The organism is Microbacterium sp. AG238 (genome assembly GCF_003610405.1).
In the GTDB taxonomy this organism is placed as follows: domain Bacteria; phylum Actinomycetota; class Actinomycetes; order Actinomycetales; family Microbacteriaceae; genus Microbacterium.
Genome location: NZ_RAQC01000001.1, coordinates 186,705 through 207,172, shown reverse-complemented (window position 1 = coordinate 207,172; position 20,468 = coordinate 186,705). Strand labels below are relative to the sequence as shown.

The following is a 20,468-nucleotide window of genomic DNA, read 5'->3' as shown; positions in this document are numbered from 1 at the left end:
CATCCCGGCCCGGACGGTGTCGTAGAGTCGAAGAGCGTCCGAGGCACGGACGCGGAGGAGGATGTATCCGTGGAGATCCGTATCGGCATCGCGAACACCGGCCGCGAGCTCAGCCTCGAATCCAACGAGTCCGCGGAAGCGGTTCGCGCGACCGTCTCCGAAGCCCTCACCTCCGGCGCTCCGTTCGTCGAGCTGAGCGACGCCAAGGGCAGCTCCTACATCGTCCCGACGGCCGGCATCGCCTTCGTCGAGGTCGGCACCGACCAGACCCGCCGCGTGGGCTTCGTGGCCTGACCGTGCAGATCGTCCTGGCGCTCATCATCGGCGCTGCGATCGGGCTCGCAGCCGAGTTCGTGGTGCGTGGGCGCGAGGCGAGGGGTGCCGCGGCTGCCCCCGTCCTGGGGGCCGTCATCGGCGGTATCGCCTGGGCGACGCTGACCTGGGCGGGCATCGCGTTCGACAACCCCGTCATCTGGGTGGTGTCGGTTCTGGCGCCCGCCGTCGTCGTGCCCCTCGTTCTCGTGCTGATGACACGATCGCGAGCTCGAACCGACGCGGCGGAGCGGCGCCGTCTGCGTATCGGCTGACCGTCCGCGGCGCGTCAGGCTTCGAGCCCCATCGCAGCCATGCGGCGCGAATGCGCCGCGATGACATCCGCGTACGTGGGCTCGACCCGCTTCTCATCAGCGGGCTGGAGCGAGGTCGATCGCAGCGCCGCGCGCGCGATCAGCAGCGTGTCTCCGACGAGACGCCGCCCCCAGAGCGACAGCAGCCCGCGCCACTGCTCGTCGGCGGCGATCGCGTCCGTGATGATCCGCACCAGCGCGCTGCGATCGTCGTGGGCTCGCAGGATGACGGCGACCTGGCGCCCGGTCTCGCCGTAGCTCGCCGATAGGGCGAGGTAGAAGTCGTCCAGCATCCCGGCCGTGAGGTGCACCGACAGCATCGTCTCGAGCGGCCGTGCCCCGTGGGTCGCACGGCGGAACGCATCGAGAGGCTCCCGGAAGGGCAGCATGAGCTCGAGCGGATCGGCGCCGCGGTCGCGGATGACTCCGACGAGCTCGCGGTGCTTCAGCAGCGCTGTGCCCGCCGCCAGCGACAGCGACTCCTTCTGAGAGAGCTCGGGAGTCGAGGCGATGAGGTCGCTCAGCGTCTCGAAGTAGCCGAGCTGCAGATAGGCGGCCTGGCCGAGGAACGTCTCGACGTCGGGAGCGAGCTCCTCGAAGTCGACGCGGCGGACATCCCCGTAGTCGCCTCGGGATCGCAGCCGCAGGGTGCGGCCGACGGGACGCTTGCGCTTGAAGAACCAGCTCACCACGGCTCCAGCCTAGGGTCGCGGTAGGCTGGATGCGCCCCGGCATCGGACCGGGGCCCCGCGCCTGTGGCTGAGTGAAGGGCGTGGACCCACATCACCGGCGGCTTCTCACCGCCAGACAGGCACGTCATCCATGACCACATTCGCTGATCTCGGCGTCGACCAGGACATCGTCGACGCTCTCGCCGAGAAGGGCATCGTCGATGCCTTCCCCATCCAGGAGCAGACGATCCCGCTGGGTCTTCCCGGCCAGGACATCATCGGCCAGGCCAAGACGGGAACCGGTAAGACGTTCGGCTTCGGCATCCCCGTCGTCCAGCGTCTGGGACTCGACCCGGCGCCGGGTGTGAAGGCACTGATCGTCGTCCCGACGCGCGAACTCGCCGTCCAGGTCTTCGAAGACATGGACATGCTCACCCGCAACCGCCCCACGAGCGTCGTCGCGATCTACGGCGGCAAGGCCTACGAGGGGCAGATCGACCAGCTCAAGGCCGGAGCCCAGATCGTCGTCGGCACGCCGGGCCGCCTGATCGACCTCGCGGGCCAGCGACTCCTCGACCTCTCCAACGCGACCGAGGTCGTGCTCGACGAGGCCGACAAGATGCTCGACCTCGGCTTCCTGCCCGACATCGAGAAGATCTTCTCGAAGGTTCCCGCGGTCCGTCACACGCAGCTCTTCTCCGCGACCATGCCGGGACCGATCGTCGCTCTGGCGCGGCGCTTCATGTCGAACCCGATCCACATGCGCGCCAACGACCCCGACGAGGGTCTGACACAGGCCAACATCAAACACCTCGTCTACCGCGCGCACTCGCTCGACAAGGACGAGGTCATCGCCCGCATCCTGCAGTCCGAGGGGCGCGAGAAGGCCGTCATCTTCACGCGCACCAAGCGTGCCGCCCAGAAGCTCGTCGACGAGCTCGGCGACCGCGGCTTCAACGCCGCCGCCGTCCACGGCGACATGAGCCAGGAGGCGCGCGAGCGCTCGATGGCCGCGTTCAAGGCCGGCAAGAAGGACGTCCTCATCGCCACCGACGTCGCCGCCCGCGGCATCGACGTGAACGACGTCACTCACGTGATCAACCACACCATCCCCGACGACGAGAAGACCTACCTGCACCGCGCGGGCCGCACCGGCCGTGCCGGCAAGACCGGCATCGCGGTGACCTTCGTCGACTGGGAAGACCTGCACAAGTGGGCGCTCATCAACCGCGCGCTCGAGTTCGGTCAGCCCGAGCCCGTCGAGACGTACTCGTCGAGCCCGCACCTCTTCGAAGACCTGAACATCCCCGCCGGCACGAAGGGTCGGCTGCGCAAGCTGCCCACGACGCAGAGCGTGAAGACGGTCCCGGCGGAATCGGCCGAGGGCGAGTCGAAGCGTCCGCGGCGTCGCCGCTCACGCGGCACGGGCGAGGGTGCCGCGGCGTCCGAGAGCGCGACACCCGTCGCCACGGATGCCGGCACGGGCACGCACGACGGCGGTGGTTCCGAGCACCGCGACGGCAAGACCTCGCCTCGGCGTCGCCGCCGTCGCCGTGGCGGCTCGGGATCGGCGGGAGCGACGGCTCCTGCCGCGGGCTGAGCACGGGTCTGATCGCGAACGAACGGCGCTCGTCTATGCGTAGACGGGCGCCGTTCCGCTGCCACGGGCGATGATCCGCTCGACCATCTCGTCGTCGGTGGTGTTCTCGCCGGGCTGGTTCGGCTTGCCGAGACCGTGGTAATCGCTCGACCCGGTCACGATGAGATCGAGGTCGGCGGCGATGGCGCGGAGGGCGCGCTTTCCGTCCACGGTGTTCTCGCGGTGCTCGATCTCGAAGCCGGCGAGGCCGTGGGCTACGAGTTCTCGCAACACGCCGGCCGGCATCATGCGCTCGCGTCCGCTCGGCGACGGATGCGCGAGGATCGGCACTCCCCCGGCGGCCACGACCAGCTCGACGGCGGTGATCGGGTCGGGCGCGTAGTGCGGGGTGAAGTGCCCTTGACTGGGATGCAGGATGCCGGCGAACGCGGCGGCACGATCGGCGGCGAGGCCCCGTGCGACGAGGGCGTCGGCGATGTGCGGTCGTCCTACCGTCGCGCCGGCCCCCGTCTGGGCGAGCACGTCGTCCCACGTCAGGTCGTGGGAGCGCGCGATGCTGCGCACGATCCGTTCGGCGCGCCCGACCCTGTCTTCGCGGATGCGTTCCATCTCGGCTCGCAGTCGGGGATGGTCGGGGTCGAAGAGGTAGGCGAGCAGATGCACGGTCCGCCATTCGTGACGCGCGCTGAGCTCCATGCCCGGGATCAGCGTCATGCCCAGAGAGGCCGTCGCCTCCGCGGCTTCCGCCCAGCCCGCGGTCGTGTCGTGGTCCGTCAGAGCGACCGTCCGCAGTCCGGCTCGGTGCGCCGCCTGCACGACTCCCGCGGGCGGCTCCGTGCCGTCCGAGCGCACGGAGTGCAGATGCAGGTCGCTGGGGCCGTGGAACCCCGGTGCGCGCTCTGCCGTTCCCATCCTCCACAGCGTAGCCGTGCCCGGCGATCGTCCAGGCTCGCTCTCTTAGAGTCGAGGGGTGAAGCGCGTGTTCGGAGCCCTCGTGGTGGCCCTGTTCGCGGCCGCGGCCGTCGTGATCACCTGGCCGGAGCTCCTGCGGCTGGAGCGCGAGTTCCCGTTCGCGCAGCTCGTTGCGCTGCGCCCGCTGCTGATCGGCGGGTTCGTCGCGATCGCCCTCGTCTTCCTGCTCCTCTCGCTCGGACGCCGCATCCGCGCGTTCTGCCTGTGGGTCGCGCTCGTGTCTCTTGTGGCCGCCGCCGGCGGCGCCGGAACGCTCGCCGTGCGCGGGCTGGGGGCCGAGACCCTGCCGCCGAAGACCGACGACAGCATCCGCGTCATGACCTGGAACACCGCCGGCCAGGCGACCGATGCCGAGACCATCGCCGAGACGGCGGTCGCCATGCAGGCAGACATCGTCGCGCTGCCGGAGACGACGATGGACACCGGGCGTGCGGTGGCGGTGGCGATGCGCGAGCGCGGTCGCCCGATGTGGGCCCACGTCGACAGCTACGACGGTCCCGACAGCTGGGACGCGAATTCGACGGCACTGCTGATCTCGCCCGAGCTCGGCGACTACTCGGTCATCGAGTCGGAAGCCGCGGGCACGACGAACACCACGATCGTCCCGAGTGCCGTCGCCATGCCCGTGGACGGCGACGGCCCGGTCGTCGTCGCCGTGCACGCGGTGGCACCGAGACCCGACGAGATGGCGAGCTGGCGCAATGACCTGCAATGGCTCGCCGACCAGTGCGCCACGGATGACGTGATCATGGCCGGCGACTTCAACGCGACGCTCGACCACATGGCGCGTCTCGGCATCGACGACGCCGACTTCGGGCGCTGCCACGACGCCGCCCGGTCCACCGGCAACGGCGGCATCGGCACCTGGCCGACGGACGTCCCCGCTCCCCTGGGCGCACCGATCGATCACATCATGGCGACCCCGTCATGGCAGCCCGAGGGCTCCGTGGTCATCTCGTCGCTCGACGACTCCGGCAGCGATCACCGCCCTCTCGTCGTGCAGTACACGCGGCGCTGAACCGTCCCGGCCGACGGTGGCGGGTGCGAGACTGGATCCATGAGCACGAGCGAGACCACCGGAACCGAAACGCCCGCTAACGCGGCGGCTGCCTCCGACGCCCCCGCCGAGAACACCAACCGGCGTCAGCCGTTCCCGCAGGGCTTCCTCGACACCATCTCGCAGGGGTGGGCCGCGCGCATCGAGACGCCGACGACCGCGCGTGAGGTGGCGCGCTTCGCCGCGGCTCGCCGCGAGCGGCTCTCACGCGAGTTCCGGGGTCGGCGCCTGGTCATTCCGGCGGGTTCGCTCAAGCAGCGCTCGAACGACACCGACTACCCGTTCCGCGCGCATTCCGCGTTCTCGCATCTGACGGGATGGGGCAGCGACGCCGTGCCCGACTCGGTGCTCGTCTTCGAGCCCACCGAAGCCGGGCACGACGTCACGCTCTACCTCCGCGACCGCGCCGACCGGACCACCGCCGAGTTCTACGCCGATGCGGCCGTCGGCGAGTTCTGGATCGGGCCCCGCCCCGCGCTCGACGACGTCGCCGCAGATCTCGGCATCGCGACCGCGCACCTGGCCGACGTCGAGCTGCGCGCGGATGATCTCGTCCTCGACGCCGACGCGGACCTCACGCGGATGGTGTCGGAGCTCCGCCTCACGAAGGATGAGTACGAAGTCGATCAGATGCGGCTCGCGGTCGCCGCGACCGCCCGCGGCTTCGACGACATCGTCGCCGACCTCCCGCGCATCATCGCGACCCCGCGAGGCGAACGCGTCGTCGAAGGCGTCTTCCACCTGCGCGCACGCACCGACGGCAACGGCGAGGGCTACGACACGATCGCCGCATCGGGACCGCACGCCTGCTACCTGCACTGGACACGCAACGACGGCCCGGTGGTGCCCGGCGACCTGATCCTCATCGATGCCGGCGTCGAGGTCGACAGCCTGTACACCGCCGACATCACGCGCACGATCCCCGTCTCCGGCCGGTTCACCGACATCCAGCGGCGCATCTACGAGACCGTGCGCGAAGCCGCCGACACCGCCTTCGCCGCCGCACGCCCGGGCGTGACGTTCCGCTCGATCCACGAGGCGGCGATGGGTGTGATCGCCGCCCGCGTCGCCGAGTGGGGTCTGCTCCCCGTGACGGCGGACGAGGCTCTCGACGCCGACCGTGGCGGCCAGCATCGCCGATACATGGTGCACGGCACGAGCCATCACCTCGGCATCGACGTCCACGACTGCGCCCAGGCACGCCGCGAGATGTACTACGACGGCGTCCTCGAAGCGGGGATGGTCTTCACGATCGAGCCGGGCCTGTACTTCCAGATCGACGACCTCACGGTGCCCGAGGAGTATCGCGGCATCGGCGTGCGCATCGAGGACGACATCCTCATGACCGAGAGCGGCCCGGTCAACCTCTCGGCCGACATCCCGCGCACCGCGGACGAGGTCGAGGCCTGGATCGCACGCTCCGCCTCGTGACCGCGCGCTTCTCGGCACCGCCGGCTCAGACGACCCGCCCGCTGCTGACCGGGAGCTTCGGGATGGCGGCCGCGACGCACTGGCTCGCGACCGCCACCGCCCAGGCGGTCCTCGAGCGCGGCGGCAACGCCTTCGACGCGGCGGTCGCGGGCGGCTTCGTCCTGCAGGTCGTGGAGCCCCACCTCAACGGCCCCGGCGGCGACCTCGTCGGGCTATTCCACGCCGCCGACGATGCGTCGCCCCGGGTGCTGATGGGACAAGGCCCCGCTCCGCAGCGCGCGACCATCGAACACTTCCGGGCGGAGGGCCTCGACACCGTTCCCGGCGCCGGCGCGCTCGCGGCCGCGGTCCCCGGCGCGGTCGACGCGTGGCTGATGCTGCTGCGCGACTATGGCACGTGGGAGCTCTCCGACATCCTGGCCTACGCGATCGGATATGCCCGTGACGGCCATCCGATCCTCGCTTCGGCCGCGGCGACGATCGAGCGCGTCGCGCAGCTCTTCCGCGACGAATGGCCCTCTTCTGCCGATCTGTGGTTGCCCGGCGGCGTCGCACCCCGGGCCGGCGACCTCGTCCGCAACCCGGCTCTGGCGACGGTCTTCGAGCGTCTCGCCGATGCGGGGCGGAACGCGGCGGACCGTGGCGAGCGCATCGAGGCGGCACGCTCCGAGTGGAAGACGGGACTCGTCGCCCAGGCAACGGCCGCGTTCGTCGCCCGGCCGCATCGCCATTCGACGGGCGGCCAGCACGCCGGAGTGATCGCCGAGGCCGATTTCGCCTCCTTCTCGGCAGGATACGAGGAGCCCCTCACCGCGGTCTTCCGCGGGCGGACGATCGTCAAGGCGGGCGGCTGGACGCAGGGACCGGCGCTGCTGGAGGCCATCGCCCTGCTCGATCCCTTCCCCGACGACCGCCTCGACCCGGCGACGCCGGAGGGCGCCCACACGATCATCGAGGCGCTGAAGCTCGCCCTCGCCGACCGTGATGCCCATTTCGGTGACGACAGCGCGATCGCCGGCATCCTCGATCCCGCGTTCCTGGCCGATCGTCGCGCTCAGCTGCTGCCGGAGGCATCCCGTGAGTGGCGCCCGGGCACCCTGCCGGGCCGGGCGCCGCACCGCCCGCCGCTCGTGCGCCCCGACGGCACGAGCGTCGCCGGCACGGGCGAGCCGACCGTCGGCCGCGCCGGTGAGACGCGCGGCGACACCTGCCACGTCGACGTCGTCGACCGATGGGGCAACATCATCTCGGTGACGCCGTCGGGCGGCTGGCTGCAGTCGTCTCCCACCATTCCGGAGCTCGGGTTCGCCCTCGGCACGCGTCTGCAGATGACCTGGCTGGACGAGACGTCGCCCGCCGCGCTGCGGCCCGGTGCCCGCCCCCGCACGACCCTCTCCCCGACGCTGGTGATGACCGGCGACCGGGCGGACATCGCGATGGGAACGCCCGGGGGTGATCAGCAGGACCAATGGCAGCTGCCGATGCTGCTGCGCATGATCGTCGGCGGGTGGGACGCGCAATCGGCGATCGACGCGCCGACTCTGCACACCACGTCGATGATCGACTCGTTCTGGCCCCGCACCTGGACTCCCGCCGGAGCCGTGATGGAGGACCGCCTCGGTGAAAAGGTGGCCGCGGGACTCCGAGCGCGCGGACACGATGTCACGCAGGTCGGACCGTGGGCCCTCGGGCGTCTCTCCGCCGTCGGCATCGACCGTGCGCGCGGGCTGCTCTGGGCCGCGGCGAACCCGCGCGGGATGCAGGGCTACGCGGCGGGCCGGTGACCCCGAACGTCCGCCGTCAGACCTTCAGGCGGCGCAGGGCGCGCGGCATGACCAGCTCCGCCGTGCTCGCACCGACCTCGGCTGCGTCGCGTTTGCGCCCCGCGATCTCGAATGAGTGACGGGCGCCCTCGATCCAGACCAGCTCGGCGTCGGCGCACGTCGCCACGACCGCCTCGAGATCGGCGAGCGGCTCGACGAACGGGTCGCGGGTACCCGACACGAACAGCTGCGGCGCCGCGATAGCGGGAAGGTGCTCTGCGCGGGGGCGATCGGGTCTGCCGGGCGCGTGGAGGGGATAGCCGAGGTAGATCAGCATCGCCGGATCGATCGCTCCGACGGAGGCTGCCATCGACGCCATCCGGCCGCCGTACGACTTGCCTGCAGCAACGATCGGCACACCGGGGCGGGCGTCGGCGACCGCCCGGTGGACAGCCGTCCACGACGCGATGGCGTCGCTCGCAGCGCCGGGAAGCCGGCGACCCGCCACGACGTAGGGGAACGGGAAGCGGACGACCTCGAGCCCGGCCGCCGCGCCCGCGCGGGCGAAGCCGTACAGGAACGGATGATCCGGCCCGGCACCGGCGCCGTGGGCGAGGATCATCACCGCGTGCGGTCGCACAGCTCCGTCGCCGGCAGCGCCGTCGTACCGCAACGGCAGGTCGACGGTCCCGGCGGCGACATCGACCGGAACCGAGTCGATCATCGCTGCGGTTCGGTCGCCGGAGGCTCGGGCGTGCCCGGAGTCGAAGGCCCGGGGGCCTCGCCGCCCGGCACCGGGCCCACGACGGGCGGCAGCGGTGCATCGGCGGGTCCGGGCGCGGGCGATCCCGACGGCGGCACTGCCGGGCCGCCCGGGGTCACCGCCGGTCCGGGGGCGGGTCGGTCACCCGACGGAGCGGGCACCGGGTCGATGCGCTCACCGTAGCGGGGAGGGCCGTCGGGCACCGGCGCCGCGGGCGTCGCAGGGCGCGCCGCGGAGACGTTGAGCGCGCCCCGGGCGCGATGGATGCTGCTCGCCTGAACCGTGACCTCGTAGTGGTCGGCGACGACCTGAGTCACCGAGGCGAAGTCGCGCCGCCGACGGACGAGGGCGAACATCACGAGGCTCATCATCATGCCGATGGCGACGCCCACGAGCATCACCCCGAGGAAGAGCTGGATGGCGGCATCCGGTGTTCCGAAGACGAAGATGAGCGAGAAGATCAACCCGAGGAGGATGCCGTTGATCGCCCCGGTGCGCGCCGCGGTGGCGTAGCCGAGGCGGCCCGTCACGGTCTCGACCGACCGCAGGCCATAGCCGACGATCGCGATCTCACGCGCCGGGATGTCGGCCGAGATGAGGGTCGACACCGCCTTCTGCGCGGCCTCGTACGAGGCGTACTCGGCGACCTTCTCACCCGTGATCGCGGGCGTCCCGCCCATCATGCTCATTCCGTCATTGTGTCACGGGCCACCTTTGCGGTCGCCGACTACGCTGGAGCGGTGAGTACGCAGAGGGTTTTCGTCGCGCGCCTGGTCGGGTGCGTCGTGTTCGATCCCGCAGGCGACCGTCTGGGCAAGGTCCGCGATGTCGTCGTCATCTTCCGCAAATCGGACCCTCCGCGCGTCATCGGCCTCGTCGTCGAGATCCCGGGCAGGCGCCATGTCTTCCTCTCCATCGGACGCGTGACCTCGATCGCGACCGGACAGGTGATCACGACCGGCCTCATCAACGTCCGGCGGTTCCAGCAGCGCGGCGGCGAGGTGCGGGTCATGGCCGAGCTCCTCGGCCGCAAGGTGTACCTCCGCGACGGGTCGGGGGGTGCCGTCATCGAGGACGTCGCGATCGAGCGGAACCGGCTCGGCGATTGGGACATCGGGCAGCTCTTCCTGCGTCGCCCGAAGACGAGCGCGTCGCCGTTCGCCAAAGGTCCGACGACCTTCGCCTCCTGGGGCGACGTCCGCGAGGACCAGTCGTCGGGCGCCGCGCAGTCGGCCGAGCAGCTGGTCGCGACCTACTCGGAGCTCAAACCAGCCGACCTCGCCAACACGCTGCTCGACCTTCCGGAGGAACGACTGCTCGAGGTCGCCGAGGAGCTCCCCGACGAGCGGCTCGCCGACGCCCTCGAGGAGATGCCCGAAGACGAGCAGGTGCACATCCTCGAGCGGCTCGGCGATGAGCGGGCTGCCGACATCCTCGACGCCATGGAGCCCGACGACGCGGCCGACCTCCTCGGTCAGCTGCCGGAGGGCCGTATCGAGCAGCTCCTCGACCTCATGGAGCCCGAGGAGGCGGAGGACGTCCGCGCTCTGCTGGAGTACGGTCCCGACACGGCGGGCGGTCTCATGACGAGCGATCCGATCGTCCTGTCCGCCGAGGCGACGGTTGCCGAAGCCCTGGCGCTCATCCGCCGACACGAGCTCCACCCCGCCCTCGCGGCATCCGTCTTCGTGACGCTTCCGCCCTACGAGACGCCGACGGGTCGCCTCCTCGGGACCGTGCACTTCCAGCGGATGCTGCGCTACCCCCCGCACGAGAGGCTCGGCGCCATCATCGACGACACGGTCGACCCGGTCGCCGCGTCGTCGTCGGCGGCCGAGGTTGCGCGCATGCTCGCCAGCTACAACCTCGTCTCGGTGCCGGTCGTCGACCAAGCCCGCCGGCTCGTCGGCGTCGTGAGCGTCGACGATGTGCTCGATCACCTGCTCCCCGACGACTGGCGGTCGCAGGACGTCGAGCCGCAGGATGCCGCAGCGATGCGGGGGCGCCGCTGATGCCCCGCTCGTCGAAGACCCCGTCGCTCGAAGCGCCCCGCGGGCGTCGCAGCGGTGTGACCGGCGTCCTGGGCCAGCGCACGTCGCAGCCGTCGCGAGACCGCTTCGGACGCTTCACGGAGTGGATCGCCCGAGCCATGGGAACGCCGGGCTTCCTCGTCGGGCTATCGCTCTTCTGCGCCGCGTGGCTCGCCTGGAACACGCTCATGCCCGTCGAGCTTCGATTCGACTCGGCGGCGAACGGCTTCACGGCGCTGACCCTGATGCTCTCGTTGCAGGCCTCATACGCAGCGCCACTGATCCTGCTCGCGCAGAACCGTCAGGACGACCGCGACCGCGTGCAGATCGAACAGGACCGCCAGCGCGCCGAGCGCAACCTCGCCGACACCGAGTACCTCGCTCGCGAGGTCGTCGCTCTGCGCATGGCGATCTCCGACCTCACCGACGGGCTCGTCACGAAGGAGACTCTGCGTGCCGAGCTCCGGACGGCACTGGACCGCCTCGAGTCCGACGAGCGACCGGACGCACGATGAGCGCGGACGCCGTCCGCGCGGCCGTCGCCGCCGTGCGCGACCCCGAACTGCGCAAGCCCCTGGGCGAGCTCGACATGGTGCGCGACATCGCCGTCGAGGGCGGGCATGCCCGTGTCGGCATCGCCCTGACGATCGTCGGGTGTCCCGCCGCGGACCGCATCGAGCGCGATGTGCGCGAGGCCGCCCTGTCCGCAGCCGGCATCGACACGGTGTCGGTCGACGTGGGTGTCATGACGCCGGCTGAGCGTGCGGCCCTGACGGAGCGTCTGCGCGGCGGCAGGACGGCCCGCGAGAACCCCTTCGGCCCCGATTCGCTCACGCGCGTCATCGCGATCACGAGCGGCAAGGGCGGCGTCGGCAAGTCGACGCTCACCGCGAACCTCGCCGTCGCCCTCACCCAGCGAGGTCTCGCCGTCGGGCTCATCGACGCCGACGTGCACGGCTTCTCCATCCCCGCGCTGCTCGGTCTCATCGACACCGACGGTCTGCCGCCGCAGCCGACGCGTATCGACGGACTCATGGTCCCGCCCATCGCCCACGACGTCCGGACGATCTCGATCGGCATGTTCCTGCCGCGCGATCAGAAGGCCCCCGGTGCGGTCGCGTGGCGTGGTCCGATGCTGCACCGCACCGTCTCGCAGTTCCTCACCGACGTGTACTTCGGCGACATCGACGTGCTCCTCATCGATATGCCTCCCGGCACCGGCGACGTGGCCATCAGCGTCGGGCAGCTGCTCCCCCACGCCGAGGTCGTGGTCGTCACGACCCCGCAGTCGGCAGCAGCCGACGTCGCCGTCCGCAGCGGCTTGGTGGCCCGGCAGACCGGCCAACGCGTGATCGGGGTGATCGAGAACATGTCGGCCATGACGCTGCCCGACGGCACATCGCTCGACCTCTTCGGCAGTGGCGGCGGCACCCGTGTGGCTGAGGCGCTGTCGGCGGACCAGCCGGTGCCGCTGCTCGGCTCCGTACCTCTCAGTCCGGCCCTGCGCAGCGATGCCGACGGCGGAGTGCCGGTCATCGTCGCGCATCCCGACGACCCGTCCGCGGCCGCCATCACGAGCATCGCGGCGAGCATCGCGCGCGGAGGACGCGAGCTGAGCGGTCGTCCCTTGCCCCTGCGGGTCGGCTGATCAGGTCGCTTCGTCGTCGAAGGGCACCGCGGCGCCCCGTTCGAAGCGCTTCGCCGCCTCGCCTGCGGCATCCATCCCCACGGCGGTCGCGGTGCTGATGGCGGCTCCGGCTGCGGCGGCCCGCACCGTGGGCACGGGCGCGTCTTCGAGCAGGGCATCGCGGATGATGCGCCGCGGGTCGTACTGGCGCGGGTCGAGCTTGCGCCACTCGACGTCGGAGAAGTCTTCGCCCATCTCGTCCTTGACGCGGTCCTTCGCGCCGTTGACCCAGTCGCGGGCCCGCACCGTGAACCGCGCGAGCATCTCCGCGAGCTGCGGAAGGCGCTCGGGTCCGAGGAGCAGGACAGCGGCGACCCCGATGAGGATGAGCTTGTCCCCGTCTAGGCCGAAGAACATGACCCCAGATTACCCGTGCGCCTCAGCGGCCGGAGCCATCTGCACACCTACGCTGGAACCAGGAGGAATGCATGGGTGATCAGGAAGCGATCCGCAGGTTCGCGATGGAGGCGACGGTGGAGCCGGAGCACATCGCGCGCGCGCGCGCACACGCCCTCGAGATCGGCGCCGCCCCGATCAGCCCTCCGGTGGGTGCGCAGTGCGCTGTCCTCGCCGCGGCGACGGGCGCGCTGAACATCGTGGAGATCGGCACGGGCGGCGGCGTGTCGGCGCTGTGGCTGCTGCACGGGTCGCCGCGCGCGACTCTGACCACGATCGACATCGAGCCGGAGCACCTCGCCGTCGCCCGGCAGTCGTTCACCGAGGCGAGAGTCCCCCCCGCTCGCGCACGCTTCATCACCGGCCGCGCCGCCGACGTGCTCCCCCGCATGAACGAGGCGTCGTACGACATCGTCCTCGTCGACGCGGATGCAGACGGCGTCATCGAGTACGTCGAGCACGGGCTCCGGCTCGTGCGCCCGGGCGGAATGGTCCTCGTCCCGCGTGTGCTGGCCGGTGGCTCCGTCGCCGACCCCGTGCGACGCGACGAGATCACCCGCGCCTACCGCTCTCTCATCCACGAGACCCAGTCGTCGCCCGCCGTCCTCGGCGCCCTCTCGATCGTGGGCGAAGGACTGCTGCAGCTCACGACGGTGTCCGCCCCCTGACCGCACTCTCTGCGCTCACGCGAAACGGCCGGCCCCGAGGGGACCGGCCGTTTCGCGTGGCATCGTCGTCAGGCGGCGCCGACGACTCCGCTCAGCACGCTGTGGAGTTCCTTGGCCTCTTCATCATTGACCGAGACGACCAGACGCCCTCCGCCTTCGAGGGGGACACGCACGATGATCAGGCGCCCCTCCTTCACGGCCTCCATCGGTCCGTCTCCGGTTCGCGGCTTCATGGCTGCCATCGCGGCTCCCTTTCGTCATGAGGACTACCTGAAGAGTTTATCGTGCAGCGCAGGCAGGGCGCGGACACGCGCCTCAGGGAATCTGAGCGAAGGTGCTCCCGAGCGCATACATCGTGTAGATCCACCACCATTGCGCCGCGATCCCGAGGAGCAGCACCCCGATCCGCCACCAGCGTGCGCGCGGCACGGCGACGGCTCCCCAGAGCGGAGACAGGGGTACGAGCAGACGGAAGGTGCTCGACTGCGGGAAGAACACCGCAAGCAGATAGAGCAGGTACGCGCCGGACCAGAGGCGGATCGGCACACCCAGCCGCTTCACTCGGCGGTCGGCGACGATGAGCGCAGTCGCGAGGACGACGATCGTCGTGAGCCCGGCCAGGCACGCCCAGGCGGGGACGCCCCATATGCCCGCCCACAGGACGGCTGCCTGTACCGTGCCGTCGAAGGGCATGAAGCCGCCGTGATCTCCGACCCACGATCGTCGCCACGCGAGCTCGGTCTGCAGGTACGCCCCTGCCTCTCCTGTCACGACGCCGGTGATGACGGGCCATGCGAAGCCGTACACGGCGGCCAGCAGCCCGTTCGCCACGATGTGGACGACCTCGCGCGGCGGCAGCTCATCGCCGGCACGACGCGACCAACGCCAGATACCGTAGAGGGCGAGCATGAGCGAGAAGGCGAGCACGCCCGGCCTCGTGAAGGCCATGAGCGGGATCCAGAGATACAGCAGCCACCACCGGCGGCGCTCGACGGCGAGCAGGGCGAGCAATAGCCAGAGCTGGAAGAGCGACTCGGCGTAGCCGAGCTGGAAGAGGGCCGCCATGGGTCCCGCGAAGCTGAAGAAGGCGACCGCCCACATGGCCGTCGACCGGCCGATCCTTCGCCGCAACAGGGCGAACAGCGCCAGGCACGCGAGATACCCCGCCACCGCCGACACCAGCGGCGCGGCGACCGGGAATCCGCCGACGATCCAGCCCACGCTGCCCGTGACGAGCGGGTACACCGGCATGAACGCCCACGCGTTCTGGGCGACGTTACCCGCGGCGTCGAGCGGCAGTTCAGTGGGATACCCGCTGAACGCGATGAGCCAGTACCACTGGGCGTCCCAGCCCATCGTCAGCGTGCCGAGCGTCGCATCCGCTCCGAACCGCGATTGTGGACCGCTCAGCTCGGCCGCCCCGAGGAGGAAGGCGGTGGTCACGGCCCGCGAGGCGAGATAGACCAACGCGATCGCGGCAGCGGCGGGCAGCGCGATCGCGGCGCGGCGCAGCGATCTCATGCTCGAGGCGTCACCGGCGGGTGAGCCAGGTGCGCAGGCCGCGCTCGACGGCATCGATCTGCGCGAGCGGCACCCGCTCCTGGTCGTGGTGCGCGAGCGAGGGATCGCCGGGGCCGTAGTTGACCGCCGGCACCCCGAGCGCCGAGAAGCGCGCGACATCGGTCCAGCCGTACTTGGGACGGGGCTCCGCACCCACGGCCGCGACGAACTCTTGCGCGAGGGGCGCGTCGAGCCCGGGCCGTGCCCCTCCCGCGAGGTCGACCACCTCGACGTCGAATCCGGCGAAGAAGTCGCGGATGATCTCCACCGCCTGGTCAGGGGTGCGGCTCGGCGCGAAACGGTAATTGACCTCGACCTCGCACAGGTCGGGGATGACGTTGCCGGCGATGCCGCCCGAGATCCGCACGGCGTTCAACCCCTCGCGGTAGACGAGACCTTCGACCTCGACGCCCTCCGGGGTGTGGTCGGCCAGACGTTGCAGGATGGGTGCCGCGTGGTGGATCGCATTGTCGCCTATCCACGCCCGGGCACTGTGGGAACGCACGCCGCGCGTCCGTACGACGGCCCGCAGGTTGCCGTTGCATCCCCCCTCGACCTGGCCGTTGGAGGGCTCTCCGAGGATGGCGAAGTCGCCGGCGAACACGTCGGGCCGGTTCGCCGCCAGGCGTGTCAGGCCGTTCAGCTCAGCCGCGACCTCCTCGTGGTCGTACCACATCCACGTGATGTCGACGCGCGGCTCGACGAGTTCGGCGGCGAGCTTCAGCTGCACCGCGACGCCCGCCTTCATGTCGACGGTCCCTCTCCCCCACAGGAACGGCTGCCCCTCTTCGACGATCTCGCGCACGGGGAGGTTGTCGTTGATCGGCACCGTGTCGATGTGGCCCGCGATGACGACGCGCTGCGCGCGGCCGAGCTGCGTCCGAGCCACGATCGTGTCGCCGTCGCGGAAGACCTCGAGGTGCTCCAAGGGCGACACCGCTGCGAAGATCGCGTCGGCGAGGGTGGTCTCGTCATCCGACACGCTCGGGATGTCGCAGACGGCCCGGGTCAGATCGGCGCTGGAGACGGTCAGATCGAGCTCAGGCATGCCGCCGATTCTATCGGCGACCGCCGCACCGATAATCTGGGGGCATGAGCGAACGGTGGGCATGGGGCGTAGGACTCGCGACCTCGAGCAGCGACGGCACGACACTCGACACCTGGTTCCCGGAACCCGCGCTCGGCACGCCCGCGGCCGCCGAATCCGCAGCCGCCATGGTCACCTGGGCCCCGCTGGCCGCAGACGACGAGCGACGCGGCGTGACGGTCGAGGCTGTCACCGTCTCCGTGGACCTCGATGCGGCGCCCGCCTCGACCCCCGACGCCTACCTGCGTCTGCACGTCATCTCGCACCGCCTCGCCGCGCCTAACACGGTCAACCTCGACGGCATCTTCGGGCACCTGCCCATCGTCGCGTGGACCACCGCCGGACCGATGCACCCCGACGAGGCGACGCGCCGCCGTCCGCTGCTGCAGCGCGACGGCATCCAGGTGCACAGCCTCGACAAGTTCCCGCGTCTGCTCGACTACGTCACCCCTCCCGGGGTGCGGATCGCCGATGCATCTCGCGTGCGCCTCGGCGCCCACCTGGCTCCGGGAACCACCGTGATGCACGAGGGGTTCGTCAACTTCAACGCCGGCACCCTCGGCGCCTCGATGGTCGAAGGGCGCATCTCGCAGGGCGTGGTCGTCGGCGACGGCAGCGACATCGGCGGCGGCGCGTCGATCATGGGCACGCTCTCCGGGGGCGGCAGCCACCGCGTGTCGATCGGACGCCGCACACTTCTCGGCGCGAACGCGGGCATCGGGATCTCGCTCGGCGACGACTGCGTCGTCGAGGCCGGGCTCTACGTCACCGCGGGTTCGAAGATCGTGCTCGCCGACGAGCCGGTCACGGCGTCGGGTGAGCGCCCGAGCGTCAAGGGTGCCGACCTCTCCGGCCGGGACGGCATCCTCTTCCGCCGCAACTCGCTCACGGGCGCCGTCGAAGCCGTGCGCCGAGCCGGTGTCGGCGTCACCCTCAACGAGGCCCTGCACGCCTGATCGCCCGACTGCCCGGGACGCGCCGCGGCTCAGACCAGCAGCACGGACAGCAGCCCGCCCCACAGGCAGACGACGGCGAGCATTCCGAGGCTGTACCAGAGCGACGCGCGGAGGATCTCGGATTCGCGCCCGGCAAGACCGACGGCGCCGGCGGCGATCGCGATCGACTGCGGCGAGATGACCTTCGCCGCGGTACCGCCCGCGGTGTTCGCCGCGACCAGCAGCGCCGGGTCGACCGCGATCTGCTCGGCCGTGGCCACCTGGAGCGGTGCGAACAGGGTGTTGTTGTTCACGACCGAACCCGTCAGGAACACCCCGATCCAGCCGATGATGGGTGCGAGCAGCGGGAAGAGGGGCCCGACCGCGGCCAGCGCCGTCCCCATCGAGGCCGAGCCTCCGGAGTAGTTGGCGATGTTCGCGAGGGCGAGGATGATCGCGATGAGCAGCAGTGCGCGCCACAGTCCCCGCACCGTCTCTGCCAGCGTCCAGATGAGGTCGCTCGCGCGCAGACGGGGCGTCGTGAGGAACGACACGATCACCGCCAGCAGAATGGCTGTCCCGGTCGCGTTGAGCGGCGTGAAACTCCATGCCGCTGTGACGACATCGCCGGCAGGCGTCTGCACGCTGCCGGTGAGCCCGGGCATCGGAATCGACACGACGAGGGTCGACAAGGGGCCGCCCGCGGCGAAGAGGTTCTTGAACACCGGCAGGCTCCACACCAGGATGACGGCGGTCAGGATGTAGAACGGACTCCACGCCGTCACCACCTCGCGCAGGCCCGCGTGGTGGGGCTCGGGCTCGGGCGCATCGGCTTCGCGATGGACGCGACGAGGTTGCCACACCCGTCCGAGGAGGAAGAGAGCGACCATCGCCGCGAGTCCCGCGCCGAGGTCCGCCAGCTCGGGCCCGAGGAACCAGAGCACACCCGCCTGCACGCCGCTGAAGACGATCGTCACCAGCACGGTAGCGGGCCAGGTCTCTCGCAACCCTCGGAGGCCGTCGAGGATGATCACGAGCAGGAACGGGATGAGCAGCGTGAGCGGCTGGAGGATGAGCACCATCGCGCGGGAGAGCTCCTGCACCTCGAGACCGCTGACCTGGGCACCGACGATGACGGGGATGCCGATGGCGCCGTACGCACCGGCGGCCGCGTTCGCGACCAGCGAGATCATCGCCGCACGCAGCGGGCGGAACCCGAGCTGCACCAGGAGAGCGGCGCAGATCGCGATCGGCACGCCGAAGCCGGCCGCGCCTTCGAGGAAGGCGCCGAACGAGAAGCTGATGAGCAGCACCTGGATGCGCTGGTCCTTCGAGATCCCGCCGATCGAGGATCGGATGACGTCGAATCGCCCGCTGGCGACGGCGAGCTTGTAGAGCCAGACCGCCATGACGATGATGTACGCGATCGGCCAGATCGCGGTGAGCAGGCCCAGCAGGCCCGCGCCTCCGACGGCGGTGAGCGGCATCCCGAATCCGAGTACGGCGACGAGCAGCTGCGCGACCAGGGCGATGACACCGGCGAGGATGCCGCTGAGGCGGAGACCCACGAGCGCGACGAGGAACACGACGATCGGGATCGCGGCGACCAGTGCCGACAGGGCGAGTGAGCCGAGCGGATCCGTCGTCTGCAACCACATACGTCGCTCCCCTGCTCGTCCGTCGCGGCCCACCCTAGACCGGGCCGGAGGCGCGCGCGAGGGGGGCGTATGCTCGCGTCAGGAGGTAGCCCGATGTCGGATCGATTGCCCAAGAAGGTCTACGAAACCGAGCTTCGACGACTCCAGGCGCAGCTCGTCGACATGCAGGCCTGGGTACAGGCCACCGGCGCGCGCATCGTCGTGATCTTCGAGGGACGCGATGCCGCGGGCAAGGGCTCGACGATCAAACGTGTCACCGAATACCTCAACCCTCGGGTCGCGCGCATCGTCGCCCTCCCCGCGCCCACCGAGCGCGAACGGACGCAGTGGTACTTCCAGCGCTACGTCGCGCATCTGCCCGCCGCGGGCGAGATCGTCCTCATGGACCGGTCGTGGTACAACCGCGCCGGGGTCGAGCGCGTCATGGGCTACTGCACGAACGAGGAGTATCACCGGTTCCTGCACCAGGCGCCGATCTTCGAGCGGATGCTCGTCGAAGACGGCATCCTGCTGCTGAAGTACTGGTTCAGCGTGTCGGACGTCGAGCAGGAGAAGCGGTTCCGCTCGCGCAACGAGGATCCGATGCGGCGCTGGAAGCTCTCCCCCAACGACGTGCTATCGATCACGAAGTGGGAAGACTACTCGCGCGCGAAGGACACGATGTTCGTCCACACCGACATCCCCGAGGCGCGGTGGCACGAGGTCGACAACGAAGACAAACGGCGCGGACGGATCAACATGATCCACCACCTTCTCGCGCAGATTCCCTACGAGGTCGTCGAGAGGCCCGAGATCGAGATCCCGCCGCGTCCGCCGTCCGGCGGTTACGAGCGGCCCCCGCAACAGCTCGACGGCTACGTCCCCGATTACGCGGCGACCCTGCTCGAGCACTGACACGATAGGCGCGCGGCCCTCGAGCGGGAGGAGCCGTGCCGCCGGCAGGCTCACCCGCGTCCCTCGCCCCCGCCGAGCGCGATTGCGGCTGGCCAGCCTGTCAACGGGACGGCATCGTCACAGACGGCCGACGTGCGGCATCGCACCTCAGCAGCCTCGGTGCTGAGGCACACTCGGGTGACCGTTCGGCCGACGGGCGCGATAGTCCGTGCCGCCGACAGGATGACGCTCGCTTGCCGTCGCTGCGGGGCTGGCATCCGGACGATCGACCTGTCCACGGGCGGGACGGGACAGGAGGGGATCGAGCCGCGCGGCAGCACCGGAGGGGCGCGACCGGTCCTGCCGAGTGCGGCCCGGATATCAGTGGCCGGCGCCGGGCGATCAGGAGCCGGCGCGGGGGGCAGGCGTCCCGCCGGGCCCGAGGCGTGCTGTTCCGGCGATGCGGCGGTGGCCGGAAGCCCCACCAACAGGCTGGGTCCCGCCGGCAGGCTGAATCCCGCCGGCAGGCTGAAGTGACGACACGGCCGTCCGGCGCGCTCAGCGACGGCATCAAGCCTGTCAACGGCACGCGGACGCGGAGACAAGACCCCCGCGGGCACGAGACCACGGGCCCCGCGCCTCAAACCCGACAGGGCGCGACAGCGGGCGCGCAACGCAGAGCCCCAACGGT

The 20,468-nt window shown here is 70.7% G+C and carries 21 protein-coding genes; 12 read left to right on the top strand and 9 right to left on the bottom strand.

What is annotated here, in order from left to right; all coding sequences use genetic code 11:
* Positions 1-69: 69 nt before the first annotated feature.
* On the top strand, positions 70-294 hold the full coding sequence (locus tag DEU36_RS00920) for a DUF3107 domain-containing protein (protein WP_120262520.1): 225 nt from the start codon (positions 70-72) through the stop codon (positions 292-294).
* A gap of 2 nt (positions 295-296) precedes the next feature.
* Positions 297-587 carry a hypothetical protein gene (locus DEU36_RS00915; RefSeq protein WP_120262519.1) on the top strand — a complete coding sequence of 97 codons (291 nt, stop codon included), beginning with the start codon at positions 297-299 and terminating at the stop codon, positions 585-587.
* A 14-nt stretch (positions 588-601) separates the two neighbouring features.
* On the opposite strand, the gene DEU36_RS00910 is transcribed toward DEU36_RS00915, so the two are convergent.
* Positions 602-1,318, bottom strand: a complete 717-nt coding sequence (locus DEU36_RS00910; RefSeq protein ID WP_120262518.1) for a ferritin-like fold-containing protein — start codon at positions 1,316-1,318, stop codon at positions 602-604.
* Positions 1,319-1,448: 130 nt separating this feature from the next.
* Between DEU36_RS00910 and DEU36_RS00905 the strand changes: the two genes are divergently transcribed.
* Complete coding sequence (locus tag DEU36_RS00905; RefSeq protein WP_120262517.1) at positions 1,449-2,897, top strand: DEAD/DEAH box helicase; 1,449 nt, start codon at positions 1,449-1,451, stop codon at positions 2,895-2,897.
* 33 nt (positions 2,898-2,930) lie between these two features.
* Here DEU36_RS00905 and DEU36_RS00900 read toward each other — a convergent pair whose 3' ends face one another.
* Complete coding sequence (locus tag DEU36_RS00900; RefSeq protein WP_120262516.1) at positions 2,931-3,809, bottom strand: PHP domain-containing protein; 879 nt, start codon at positions 3,807-3,809, stop codon at positions 2,931-2,933.
* A gap of 58 nt (positions 3,810-3,867) precedes the next feature.
* Between DEU36_RS00900 and DEU36_RS00895 the strand changes: the two genes are divergently transcribed.
* From DEU36_RS00895 to DEU36_RS00885, 3 genes are all read left to right on the top strand, one after another.
* A complete protein-coding gene (locus DEU36_RS00895) occupies positions 3,868-4,887 on the top strand; it encodes an endonuclease/exonuclease/phosphatase family protein (RefSeq protein ID WP_120262515.1) in 1,020 nt (339 codons plus the stop codon).
* Between the two features lie 39 nt (positions 4,888-4,926).
* Positions 4,927-6,357 carry an aminopeptidase P family protein gene (locus DEU36_RS00890; RefSeq protein WP_120262514.1) on the top strand — a complete coding sequence of 477 codons (1,431 nt, stop codon included), beginning with the start codon at positions 4,927-4,929 and terminating at the stop codon, positions 6,355-6,357.
* 62 nt (positions 6,358-6,419) lie between these two features.
* A complete protein-coding gene (locus tag DEU36_RS00885; RefSeq protein ID WP_120264287.1) occupies positions 6,420-8,141 on the top strand; it encodes a gamma-glutamyltransferase family protein in 1,722 nt (573 codons plus the stop codon).
* Between the two features lie 16 nt (positions 8,142-8,157).
* On the opposite strand, the gene DEU36_RS00880 is transcribed toward DEU36_RS00885, so the two are convergent.
* On the bottom strand, positions 8,158-8,844 hold the full coding sequence (locus DEU36_RS00880; RefSeq protein WP_120262513.1) for an alpha/beta family hydrolase: 687 nt from the start codon (positions 8,842-8,844) through the stop codon (positions 8,158-8,160).
* A complete protein-coding gene (locus DEU36_RS00875) occupies positions 8,841-9,572 on the bottom strand; it encodes a general stress protein (RefSeq protein ID WP_183045259.1) in 732 nt (243 codons plus the stop codon). The genes DEU36_RS00880 and DEU36_RS00875 overlap by 4 nt, the downstream gene beginning before the upstream one ends.
* A gap of 51 nt (positions 9,573-9,623) precedes the next feature.
* Between DEU36_RS00875 and DEU36_RS00870 the strand changes: the two genes are divergently transcribed.
* From DEU36_RS00870 to DEU36_RS00860, 3 genes are read left to right on the top strand one after another with little or no spacing between them, the layout of a single operon-like run.
* Positions 9,624-10,895, top strand: a complete 1,272-nt coding sequence (locus DEU36_RS00870; RefSeq protein ID WP_120262512.1) for a magnesium transporter MgtE N-terminal domain-containing protein — start codon at positions 9,624-9,626, stop codon at positions 10,893-10,895.
* Positions 10,895-11,428, top strand: a complete 534-nt coding sequence (locus tag DEU36_RS00865) for a DUF1003 domain-containing protein (RefSeq protein ID WP_120262511.1) — start codon at positions 10,895-10,897, stop codon at positions 11,426-11,428. Before DEU36_RS00870 ends, DEU36_RS00865 begins: the two co-directional genes overlap by 1 nt.
* A complete protein-coding gene (locus DEU36_RS00860) occupies positions 11,425-12,561 on the top strand; it encodes an Mrp/NBP35 family ATP-binding protein (protein ID WP_120262510.1) in 1,137 nt (378 codons plus the stop codon). Before DEU36_RS00865 ends, DEU36_RS00860 begins: the two co-directional genes overlap by 4 nt.
* Here the strand turns inward: DEU36_RS00860 and DEU36_RS00855 are convergent, their stop codons facing one another.
* Positions 12,562-12,957, bottom strand: coding sequence for a Sec-independent protein translocase TatB (locus DEU36_RS00855; protein WP_120262509.1), 396 nt, complete (start codon positions 12,955-12,957; stop codon positions 12,562-12,564). It abuts the gene before it with no gap.
* Between the two features lie 71 nt (positions 12,958-13,028).
* On the opposite strand from DEU36_RS00855, the gene DEU36_RS00850 reads away from it, so the two are divergent.
* Positions 13,029-13,664, top strand: coding sequence for an O-methyltransferase (locus DEU36_RS00850; RefSeq protein ID WP_120262508.1), 636 nt, complete (start codon positions 13,029-13,031; stop codon positions 13,662-13,664).
* Between the two features lie 68 nt (positions 13,665-13,732).
* Here the strand turns inward: DEU36_RS00850 and DEU36_RS00845 are convergent, their stop codons facing one another.
* From DEU36_RS00845 to dapE, 3 genes are all read right to left on the bottom strand, one after another.
* Positions 13,733-13,906: a DUF3117 domain-containing protein gene (locus DEU36_RS00845; RefSeq protein ID WP_023950528.1), complete on the bottom strand. Its 174-nt coding sequence runs from the start codon at positions 13,904-13,906 to the stop codon at positions 13,733-13,735.
* Positions 13,907-13,979: 73 nt separating this feature from the next.
* A complete protein-coding gene (locus tag DEU36_RS00840) occupies positions 13,980-15,185 on the bottom strand; it encodes a hypothetical protein (protein WP_120264286.1) in 1,206 nt (401 codons plus the stop codon).
* A gap of 10 nt (positions 15,186-15,195) precedes the next feature.
* Positions 15,196-16,272: a succinyl-diaminopimelate desuccinylase gene (gene dapE, locus DEU36_RS00835; RefSeq protein ID WP_120262507.1), complete on the bottom strand. Its 1,077-nt coding sequence runs from the start codon at positions 16,270-16,272 to the stop codon at positions 15,196-15,198.
* Between the two features lie 44 nt (positions 16,273-16,316).
* On the opposite strand from dapE, the gene dapD reads away from it, so the two are divergent.
* Positions 16,317-17,267 (top strand): 2,3,4,5-tetrahydropyridine-2,6-dicarboxylate N-succinyltransferase, encoded by a 951-nt coding sequence (gene dapD, locus DEU36_RS00830; RefSeq protein ID WP_120262506.1) that lies wholly within the window; start codon positions 16,317-16,319, stop codon positions 17,265-17,267.
* A gap of 29 nt (positions 17,268-17,296) precedes the next feature.
* Here the strand turns inward: dapD and DEU36_RS00825 are convergent, their stop codons facing one another.
* Positions 17,297-18,904 (bottom strand): L-lactate permease, encoded by a 1,608-nt coding sequence (locus DEU36_RS00825; protein WP_120262505.1) that lies wholly within the window; start codon positions 18,902-18,904, stop codon positions 17,297-17,299.
* A 93-nt stretch (positions 18,905-18,997) separates the two neighbouring features.
* Between DEU36_RS00825 and ppk2 the strand changes: the two genes are divergently transcribed.
* Complete coding sequence (gene ppk2 / locus DEU36_RS00820) at positions 18,998-19,798, top strand: polyphosphate kinase 2 (RefSeq protein ID WP_259455161.1); 801 nt, start codon at positions 18,998-19,000, stop codon at positions 19,796-19,798.
* Positions 19,799-20,468: the final 670 nt, after the last annotated feature.

Coding starts and splice junctions, on each gene's coding strand:
- DEU36_RS00905 (WP_120262517.1), top strand. CDS start 1,449: ATGACCACATTCGCTGATCTCGGCGTCGACCAGGACATCGTCGACGCT.
- DEU36_RS00900 (WP_120262516.1), bottom strand. CDS start 3,809: ATGGGAACGGCAGAGCGCGCACCGGGGTTCCACGGCCCCAGCGACCTG.
- DEU36_RS00890 (WP_120262514.1), top strand. CDS start 4,927: ATGAGCACGAGCGAGACCACCGGAACCGAAACGCCCGCTAACGCGGCG.
- DEU36_RS00885 (WP_120264287.1), top strand. CDS start 6,420: ATGGCGGCCGCGACGCACTGGCTCGCGACCGCCACCGCCCAGGCGGTC.
- DEU36_RS00880 (WP_120262513.1), bottom strand. CDS start 8,844: ATGATCGACTCGGTTCCGGTCGATGTCGCCGCCGGGACCGTCGACCTG.
- DEU36_RS00875 (WP_183045259.1), bottom strand. CDS start 9,572: ATGAGCATGATGGGCGGGACGCCCGCGATCACGGGTGAGAAGGTCGCC.
- DEU36_RS00865 (WP_120262511.1), top strand. CDS start 10,895: ATGCCCCGCTCGTCGAAGACCCCGTCGCTCGAAGCGCCCCGCGGGCGT.
- DEU36_RS00860 (WP_120262510.1), top strand. CDS start 11,425: ATGAGCGCGGACGCCGTCCGCGCGGCCGTCGCCGCCGTGCGCGACCCC.
- DEU36_RS00855 (WP_120262509.1), bottom strand. CDS start 12,957: ATGTTCTTCGGCCTAGACGGGGACAAGCTCATCCTCATCGGGGTCGCC.
- DEU36_RS00850 (WP_120262508.1), top strand. CDS start 13,029: ATGGGTGATCAGGAAGCGATCCGCAGGTTCGCGATGGAGGCGACGGTG.
- DEU36_RS00845 (WP_023950528.1), bottom strand. CDS start 13,906: ATGGCAGCCATGAAGCCGCGAACCGGAGACGGACCGATGGAGGCCGTG.
- DEU36_RS00840 (WP_120264286.1), bottom strand. CDS start 15,185: ATGAGATCGCTGCGCCGCGCCGCGATCGCGCTGCCCGCCGCTGCCGCG.
- dapE (WP_120262507.1), bottom strand. CDS start 16,272: ATGCCTGAGCTCGATCTGACCGTCTCCAGCGCCGATCTGACCCGGGCC.
- dapD (WP_120262506.1), top strand. CDS start 16,317: ATGAGCGAACGGTGGGCATGGGGCGTAGGACTCGCGACCTCGAGCAGC.
- DEU36_RS00825 (WP_120262505.1), bottom strand. CDS start 18,904: ATGTGGTTGCAGACGACGGATCCGCTCGGCTCACTCGCCCTGTCGGCA.
- ppk2 (WP_259455161.1), top strand. CDS start 18,998: ATGTCGGATCGATTGCCCAAGAAGGTCTACGAAACCGAGCTTCGACGA.